General features: G+C 40.1%; 9 protein-coding genes. 6 read left to right on the top strand and 3 right to left on the bottom strand.

Going from position 1 to position 7,161, the window contains the following annotated elements:
• Both RI557_RS10990 and RI557_RS10985 read left to right on the top strand, forming a co-directional pair.
• Nucleotides 1-284, top strand: a 284-nt coding sequence (locus RI557_RS10990) for a hypothetical protein (RefSeq protein WP_310683785.1), incomplete at its 5' end; no start/stop codon positions are given.
• A gap of 124 nt (nucleotides 285-408) precedes the next feature.
• Entirely contained in the window at nucleotides 409-1,605 is a 1,197-nt protein-coding gene (locus RI557_RS10985; protein ID WP_310683779.1) for a pyridoxal phosphate-dependent aminotransferase, read from the top strand.
• 140 nt (nucleotides 1,606-1,745) lie between these two features.
• On the opposite strand, the gene RI557_RS10980 is transcribed toward RI557_RS10985, so the two are convergent.
• Entirely contained in the window at nucleotides 1,746-4,520 is a 2,775-nt protein-coding gene (locus tag RI557_RS10980; RefSeq protein WP_310683777.1) for a PD-(D/E)XK nuclease family protein, read from the bottom strand.
• Nucleotides 4,521-4,679: 159 nt separating this feature from the next.
• Here RI557_RS10980 and RI557_RS10975 point away from each other — a divergent pair, with 159 nt between their 5' ends.
• Nucleotides 4,680-4,889, top strand: a complete 210-nt coding sequence (locus RI557_RS10975) for a hypothetical protein (RefSeq protein WP_310668988.1) — start codon at nucleotides 4,680-4,682, stop codon at nucleotides 4,887-4,889.
• A gap of 11 nt (nucleotides 4,890-4,900) precedes the next feature.
• On the opposite strand, the gene RI557_RS10970 is transcribed toward RI557_RS10975, so the two are convergent.
• Nucleotides 4,901-5,506, bottom strand: coding sequence for a tetratricopeptide repeat protein (locus RI557_RS10970; RefSeq protein WP_310668987.1), 606 nt, complete (start codon nucleotides 5,504-5,506; stop codon nucleotides 4,901-4,903).
• A gap of 16 nt (nucleotides 5,507-5,522) precedes the next feature.
• Between RI557_RS10970 and RI557_RS10965 the strand changes: the two genes are divergently transcribed.
• Complete coding sequence (locus RI557_RS10965; RefSeq protein ID WP_310683775.1) at nucleotides 5,523-5,771, top strand: hypothetical protein; 249 nt, start codon at nucleotides 5,523-5,525, stop codon at nucleotides 5,769-5,771.
• On the opposite strand, the gene RI557_RS10960 is transcribed toward RI557_RS10965, so the two are convergent.
• Nucleotides 5,763-6,221: a GNAT family N-acetyltransferase gene (locus tag RI557_RS10960; RefSeq protein WP_310668985.1), complete on the bottom strand. Its 459-nt coding sequence runs from the start codon at nucleotides 6,219-6,221 to the stop codon at nucleotides 5,763-5,765. The genes RI557_RS10965 and RI557_RS10960 overlap by 9 nt on opposite strands.
• Nucleotides 6,222-6,277: 56 nt before the next feature.
• Here RI557_RS10960 and RI557_RS10955 point away from each other — a divergent pair, with 56 nt between their 5' ends.
• Together RI557_RS10955 and RI557_RS10950 are read left to right on the top strand one after the other, a co-directional pair.
• Nucleotides 6,278-6,751, top strand: a complete 474-nt coding sequence (locus RI557_RS10955; RefSeq protein WP_310683774.1) for an SRPBCC family protein — start codon at nucleotides 6,278-6,280, stop codon at nucleotides 6,749-6,751.
• 161 nt (nucleotides 6,752-6,912) lie between these two features.
• On the top strand, nucleotides 6,913-7,161 hold a 249-nt coding region (locus tag RI557_RS10950; protein WP_310683772.1), incomplete at its 3' end, for a hypothetical protein.

Here is a 7,161-nt window from a genome sequence, read left to right as displayed (position 1 = left end):
TCGTGAACACCATTTATAATGGCACACAATTTCAAAACACGTATTGGGAACGCAAGCCACAAGAAGCGCTTGGCGTAATTGAATACTATTTGCAACCCAATATGGTTCTGCGCGGAATGGCAGGTCACACTGTCTTGAGGAGTATTGATCTCTACGGTCAGAACCAGGGTGTAGATGCCCGCGTATCAGCCATTGGAATTGGAGACAACAGAGAAAGTCTCCTTTCAGCCAAAGATGCTCCGGTTTTTCAACTGAGTTTTATTTACCGTTACAACCTAAAATAAAGCTAGCTTAAAGCAGCTTCTTAAGAACTATATCCCAATACTTTATATTAATTTGGTTTCGAATTATTTAAAAAAGATTTTTAATCAGGAATACCGTTATATATTCGCGTCAAATTTTTGAGCTATGCCAGGTATATCAACAAAAGGGCACCAAATGCCCGAGTCTCCAATAAGGAAGCTGGTTCCTTTTGCTGAAAAAGCAAAAAAAGCCGGTAAAAAAGTACTTCATCTCAACATCGGGCAACCTGATATTGAGTCGCCAAAAGAAGCGATTGATGCGGTGAAAAATATGGATCTGAATGTGATCGAATACTCACATTCTGCCGGTTTTGAAAGCTACCGTAAAGGATTGGCTGAATACTACCGCGGAGTCAATATAGATGTCAGCTTTGAGCAAATCATGGTGACTACGGGTGGTTCTGAAGCGCTACTTTTTGCGTTTATGAGCTGCTTTAATCCTGGTGACGAACTCATAGTCCCTGAGCCGTTTTATGCAAACTACAACGGATTTGCTGTTAGTGCAGGTATTAATGTTGTTCCGGTTCCCGCTACAATCGATCGCGGTTTTGCACTTCCTCCTGTAAGCGAGTTTGAAGACAAAATTACAGAGAGGACAAAAGGAATCCTCATTTGTAATCCGGGAAATCCAACCGGTTACCTCTACTCTCGCGATGAGCTTGAAACACTTCGCGATATCGTAAAAAAACACGATCTCTTCCTCTTTGCTGATGAAGTATACCGTGAGTTTGTTTACGATGGTGAGTACCATACTTCTATCATGGAACTTGAAGGAATTGAAGAAAACGCTGTATTGGTTGATTCTGTAAGTAAACGTTACTCGATGTGCGGTGCCCGAATAGGAGCAGTTGTTTCGCGCAATGAAGAACTCATGGCTACGATGCTCAAATTCGGACAAGCGCGTTTGAGTCCGCCAACACTCGCTCAAATAGCAGCTGAGGGAGCGCTCAAAACCCCAAAAAGTTATTTTGAAAAAGTGAGCAGGGAATACACTGACCGAAGAAACCTCATGGTTGACGGACTCAATGAAATTGAAGGAGTTCGTTGTCCAAAACCATCAGGATCTTTTTACTGTGTGGCTGAGTTGCCGGTTGACAATACCGAGCGCTTTTGCCAGTGGATGCTCGAGTCATTTGAATATGAAAACGAAACTGTAATGATGGCTCCGTGTGCCGGCTTCTACTCTACTCCCGGGATGGGTGAAAAAGAAGTACGCATAGCTTATGTACTTGAAAAAGAAAGCCTCAAGCGAGCACTGACTTGCCTGGAAGAAGGCATTAAAGCATACCCGGGAAAAGCCTGAACAATTTAGTGAATAAGTGGTTTAGTGAAATAAATAAGGTTGCCTACCAACCTTTTGTGTATATTTACGTCTAATAGAAAAGCTGTTGGGACACTTGTTATTTCCTTGCTCAAAAAATATTCGTGTTTCAGCAGCTTTTTTTATTCGTATAAAGTCCAGCTACTCGTCTCGGGTTGAATTAGTTCCTTATCAGGATTCAACATTTCCCTTATCGTATTTTTAAGCAACTCTTCAAATCGCTCAAAGTGTTCTTTTTGCAGGATGCTTTCACGACCAACTTTGAGTTTTAAAAAACCGCCCGATATTTTTTTCAGCGAATAAATACCGCTCTCAATTTGCTCGTAACCCTTTGTTTTGTGCACGAGCCAGGCGTAAAACATCACCTGTCTCGCTTTGTCCTTTCCCTGTTTTTCAAAATCGAATAAATCATCTATAGAGCCAATAACCAACTCTTTTTGCTCAACGGAGCCGGTCTTGTAATCTACAATTCGGTGATGCGTATCAAAAGAATCAATTCGGTCTGCAGTTCCATTAAGCCTTATCTCCACATCATCTACGAATACTGTTGTGCGCTCTTTCTTTTCCTGGCCTACAATAGCAAATGTATCTCCATCTTCTAACTCATTTGCCTGTAACTCCAAAAATTGGTCAATCATTTTAAGAGCAGCATGAAACGTGAGGTAATTACTACCGATGTTCAAATCGCCTTTAAAGCTCTCTTTCATCTTTTCGGTCAGAGCCAAACGAACTTCCGATTTCAGAGCCAACACATCGTCTTTTTTCAAAAGTTGTTTGGAGTCCACAAAACGTTTGAATAATTCCTCAAGGGCATCGTGTACAGCCGTCCCAAACGTGCTGACTTCAATATCCTTTTCCAACTCATTTTTTTCTTTAATCCCGAGAGGATGACGGAAATAAAAATCGGCCGGTGAGTTGAAGTATTTGTTGAGTGCTGATGGCGACAAGCCGCGATTTTCTGATGTGAGGTAATCCCGGATCTGACCGAGAACATCATCTGTTTTTTCGATAGAATTTACCTGAAACTCGAGCGGATCACGATCAAATGAAATGTTTTGTTTATTCCATTTTCGATTTCCTTCTAGTCCCCACTCCACTTCTAACTGCCTGATGAACCGACTTTCCTCATTCATTCCCATATCACTCACAGAGGTATCGTAAAGCAATGTCACCTTTTTAGCACGCTGCAAAACACGGTAAAAGTGATAGGCGAAAATGGCGTCTTTTTGAATGTGTGTGGGAAGTTGAAATTTACGCTTCACCTCAAACGGAATAAACGAATTGCCCTGCTTGCCGGCAGGGAGCGTTCCCTCATTAACAGATGTCATGATCAGGTGATCAAAATCGAGGCAGCGGGTTTCCAACATTCCCATGAGTTGAAGGTAATCGCTCTTTTCACCTTCAATCGGTATAGTTTCACCCTGAGCACTCAGAATCACGAATCGCCAAAGTTCTTCAAAAGATATTTTATCGGTCAGATCCTCAAGGTAGTCTGCGGTTCTGATCAATACCTCTACCAATCTTTCAAGATGAAATTGCTCTAGCTTGTCATTGACTTTATTCTCGTCATTAGCTTTTCTTTCGAGCAAATTTGTAGCATAATTCAACCAACTACCTGGCGACTGATTGGGATTGAGAATTTTTTTGGTGAATGGTTCATCAAACAGTCCTTTTTCAAACTGTAGTAACTCGGTGTGGGTAAAAGCCACTTTTTGCGATTCGCGCAGTTTTCCCAGTTTTTCAGAAACTGTGCTTTGATCTCCAAAATAGTGAAATGCGGGATGTGCATAAACCGATAAAAGATCTTCAGTAAACAATGTATTTTTTGATGCGCGTTTCGCGTTGACTAGTGCATTGAGGACACTCTCTGTAAAGCTGTAAGTAAGACTGGTTTGTAATGAATACCCAAGTGTAATGTTGATGTTATCAACTGATTGAGGTAAGCTACTCAAAACCGGATTGAGCAGATTTTCATCAGCCAGTACAAGTGCTGTGTTCTTGCGTTTCCCTTCCTTCCCCAGAAGAGCTCCGGCTACTTTTGCCATTCCTACTTTCCCCGATACGCCAAATGTTTCGATCTCTTTTTGCGGATTACTAAATCCGTTTGCTGAATACGGTTCTGACTGTTGTGGCCATCGTTTTAAATAGTTCCTGATGAATCTTCCGGCTTCGTGTTTTTGATTTTCTAGATAGTACGGATCAACATCAAAATGAAGTTGGCAGTCGAGATGTTCAATAAAATAATCGACCAGCTCCTCCTCGCAGGTGTTGAGGGCGTTAAATCCAACCCAGTGAATATTTTGAATAAGTGGAAAACGATTACTCATCATGCAAGAAACATGCTCAGCTGCCTGGCGGTAAATGAATCCCTGATAGCCCATTTTGTGTTTCTCGAAATGAGCAGTGAGTTTTTTGTAAAGTGGTTCTAAATGCTCCCAAAAATCGAGGTAGCGTTTTTGGAAATCGGTCATTTCGCTGCCGTCAATGTTCCAGGATTTGAGAGCTCGTTCATCTCGTAAATACTCAAAGAGCTTTTTGATCTCGATTTTGTAGGCATCCACTTCGTTAAAATCGGCCAGCATGATGGTGATCCAATTCAGGTAATCACGGAAAGTTTCAGATTCATTCCCAAAAACTTCCCGGTAAAACGGATAGGTTTCGAGGATGAGCTCAGGAGTGGGTAAATTACGAAAATTTGAAAGTCGTTCCACAAAATCCTCTACAGACATTATTTGTGGCAACCATGAGATTTTAGTGAGTTGATCTTTGACCGCTTCTTCAAAAAAGAAACAAGCCCTTCGCGATGGCAACATCACGAGTGTGTTTTCCATCTTTTGGTTTTGACGTAAAATGTTATGAGCTACTTCATCGAGGAAAGTACGCGGATCATTTCTCATGCCTGCTGTAATTAAAACGGGCTAAGATAAGGAAATTTGGCTGTTACAATTGTAGTTGATTCAAGTCAATCAACTTAAACATACTTTTAATTATACTAAAATCTGAAACAAATTATTCGTTAAATTTGTATTCAGTAATACACTTAACACATGACTGTTATGAAGGAAATCACACTAAAAGTTCCAAATAAAGAATATAGCTTCTTTATCAAACTACTCGAAAGTTTGGGGTTTGTGTCAATTGAACAGCCAAAAAACAACAATTCTTCAGAGTATGTCCTCAACAGTATCAAAAAGGGAATTGAAGAAGTAAAAGATATCGAAAACGGAAAGAAAAGTGGAACGAAACTAGATGAGTTTATTGCCTAATCAGATCTGGCTCAAACCTTAAACCCATTCTTCACAAACTTCCAAAACTCTTTACGTCCCTTATCTGTGGCCACAGCCTTCCACATTTCACTGAAGAGTGACTTTTCTGGGTTTTCAATCTGTTCTTGTTCCTGCTCATTTTCGAGTTCCCCCATTTTCACGAACTTGTCAGTGAAATTATCCTGTTGCTGTTGATCAGGGAAATAGTCGAACTTTTCAGCTAATTTATCTGCCTTCGTGTAGCGTTTCTTTGCATCTGCCTGGTAGCCCAGTTTCTCCTCTATCAACCCTAAGTTGTTGTGGGCAATGGCATCATCGGGATCTAACTTAATAGCTACCTGATAATCTTTGTAAGCTCCTTCTGTATCGCCACAAGCATCGCGGATGTATGCTCTACTGGAATATCGGTAAGGATTTTCCGGCTCCAATTCTACTGCTTTATCAAAATCGACTAAAGCCAGGCTCAACTTTTTCAAATGAAAATAAGTGATTCCGCGCTGGTAATGTATTTCAGCAATGTTGGGCGAAACCTCAATCGCGTTAGTGAAATGCTCTACAGCTTTTTCAAAATCCTTTTCTTTGTAAGCCTTTTCAGCTTTTTCAAAATGTTGATTCATATTCTACTAAACAAAAATGAGTGACGTAAAGTTTCCGGTTTTCCGAAAGTATTCTAATGATAAGTCTTTTTTCAAAATCGAATCTGACTACAAATTTACTGAACGCCAACTGATTGGTGACAAATATACGGAGTTTAAAATCGAAGCTACTCAATATCCTGAAATGTTGATGATTATGGAGTTGATCAGTCTCGGTCAGAGCCACATTCAAGCCAGCTCAGCGATAGAATTCGAGTCGATTGCCGATTCCCGAAAATCAATTTGAGCGCCTCAGCATCTCGATGTGCGGAATATCATCTTCTAAATACATCTCGCTTACCTGCTCGAAACCGAGATCTGAATAAAACTGTTTCAGGTATTGTTGTGCTGATATTCTGATCGTTTTTTCATTGTAAAACTCTTCAATGAACCTGATAGTTTTGCGCATGACTTCGTTACCGATCCCGCCCATGCGGAAATCGGCATGGACAGCTACTCTTCCCACTGATGGCTCTGAATAGGAAACTCCCGGAGGCAAAATTCGAGCACAGGCCACGATTTCTCCATTTCGGTTCTGACCAAAAAGATGAATCGCTTTAAGGTCTTTATCATCACATTCCTGATACGGACAATTCTGTTCCACGACAAATACGGAGACCCTGAACTGCAAAAGTTTATGAAGCTCGCGAGCAGATAATTCTTCCAACTTTTTAGAAAACCACTTAATTTCTTCCATTCTCAACAACCAAATTGAAGATGCGCTGTTACCATTGAAATAAAGGATACAAAAGCATGCGAATATACACTTTGAAGCGCGAACAGGTTTTACCGATTTCTCTTGAAAATGCATGGGAATTTTTTAGCACACCACTCAATCTCAACGAAATAACACCTGATGATTTAAAGTTTGAGATTTTAACAAAAGGATTGGAAGGTGAAAAAATGTATCCGGGCATGATCATCAATTATAAAGTTAGTCCTTTTGCAGGTATCAAATTCAGGTGGACAACTGAAATTTCTCAAGTCAAAACGCAGGAGTATTTCGTGGATGAACAGCGTTTTGGCCCTTATGCTTTTTGGCATCACAAACACTTTTTTGAAGAGGTTGAAGGCGGTGTGAAAATAATTGATATTGTGGATTATGGTTTGCCATTTGGTTTCTTAGGAAAGATTGCTCACGCGCTATTTGTCAAAGGGAAACTCAAGCATATTTTCGATTTTAGGCACGAGATACTGGCAAAGGAGTTTGGGATTGACAAAAAATAAAAAAGGCTGCCGACAAAATGCTGACAGCCTTTTCTGAAACAGTCAAAACTAAATTTGATAGTGATAAAAACCTATCTCACTTATTATTAGAAACCTTTACCAAAAAGAAATTGGTTTTACATTTTTAAATTCTTCTCAGGGATTATATTAACTTAGCTACGATGTTGAAATATCGTTTTCATATTGTCCTGTTACTGTTTTCAATCCTGTTAGTGAATAACAACTCATTCTCAACCCCCAACACCCAAACAAAATCCTACTTCGTTCAAAACAAAGGGCAGGTTATTGATCAACACCACAAACCCAATGAAGATGTCCGTTATTTGCTCAACGCTAATTCAGCACTCAATGTAAGTTTGCGTAAAAAAGGATTTAGCTACGATATTTTCACAAAGGAGGAAGACTCTACC

Origin of the sequence: Salibacter sp. (assembly GCF_031581065.1) — a bacterium.
GTDB lineage: Bacteria > Bacteroidota > Bacteroidia > Flavobacteriales_G > Salibacteraceae > Salibacter.
The sequence above is the reverse complement of the archived record's forward strand: the minus strand, read 5'-3'. Positions and strand labels throughout refer to the sequence as shown.

Coding starts and splice junctions, on each gene's coding strand:
- RI557_RS10985 (WP_310683779.1), top strand. CDS start 409: ATGCCAGGTATATCAACAAAAGGGCACCAAATGCCCGAGTCTCCAATA.
- RI557_RS10980 (WP_310683777.1), bottom strand. CDS start 4,520: ATGAGAAATGATCCGCGTACTTTCCTCGATGAAGTAGCTCATAACATT.
- RI557_RS10975 (WP_310668988.1), top strand. CDS start 4,680: ATGAAGGAAATCACACTAAAAGTTCCAAATAAAGAATATAGCTTCTTT.
- RI557_RS10970 (WP_310668987.1), bottom strand. CDS start 5,506: ATGAATCAACATTTTGAAAAAGCTGAAAAGGCTTACAAAGAAAAGGAT.
- RI557_RS10965 (WP_310683775.1), top strand. CDS start 5,523: ATGAGTGACGTAAAGTTTCCGGTTTTCCGAAAGTATTCTAATGATAAG.
- RI557_RS10960 (WP_310668985.1), bottom strand. CDS start 6,221: ATGGAAGAAATTAAGTGGTTTTCTAAAAAGTTGGAAGAATTATCTGCT.
- RI557_RS10955 (WP_310683774.1), top strand. CDS start 6,278: ATGCGAATATACACTTTGAAGCGCGAACAGGTTTTACCGATTTCTCTT.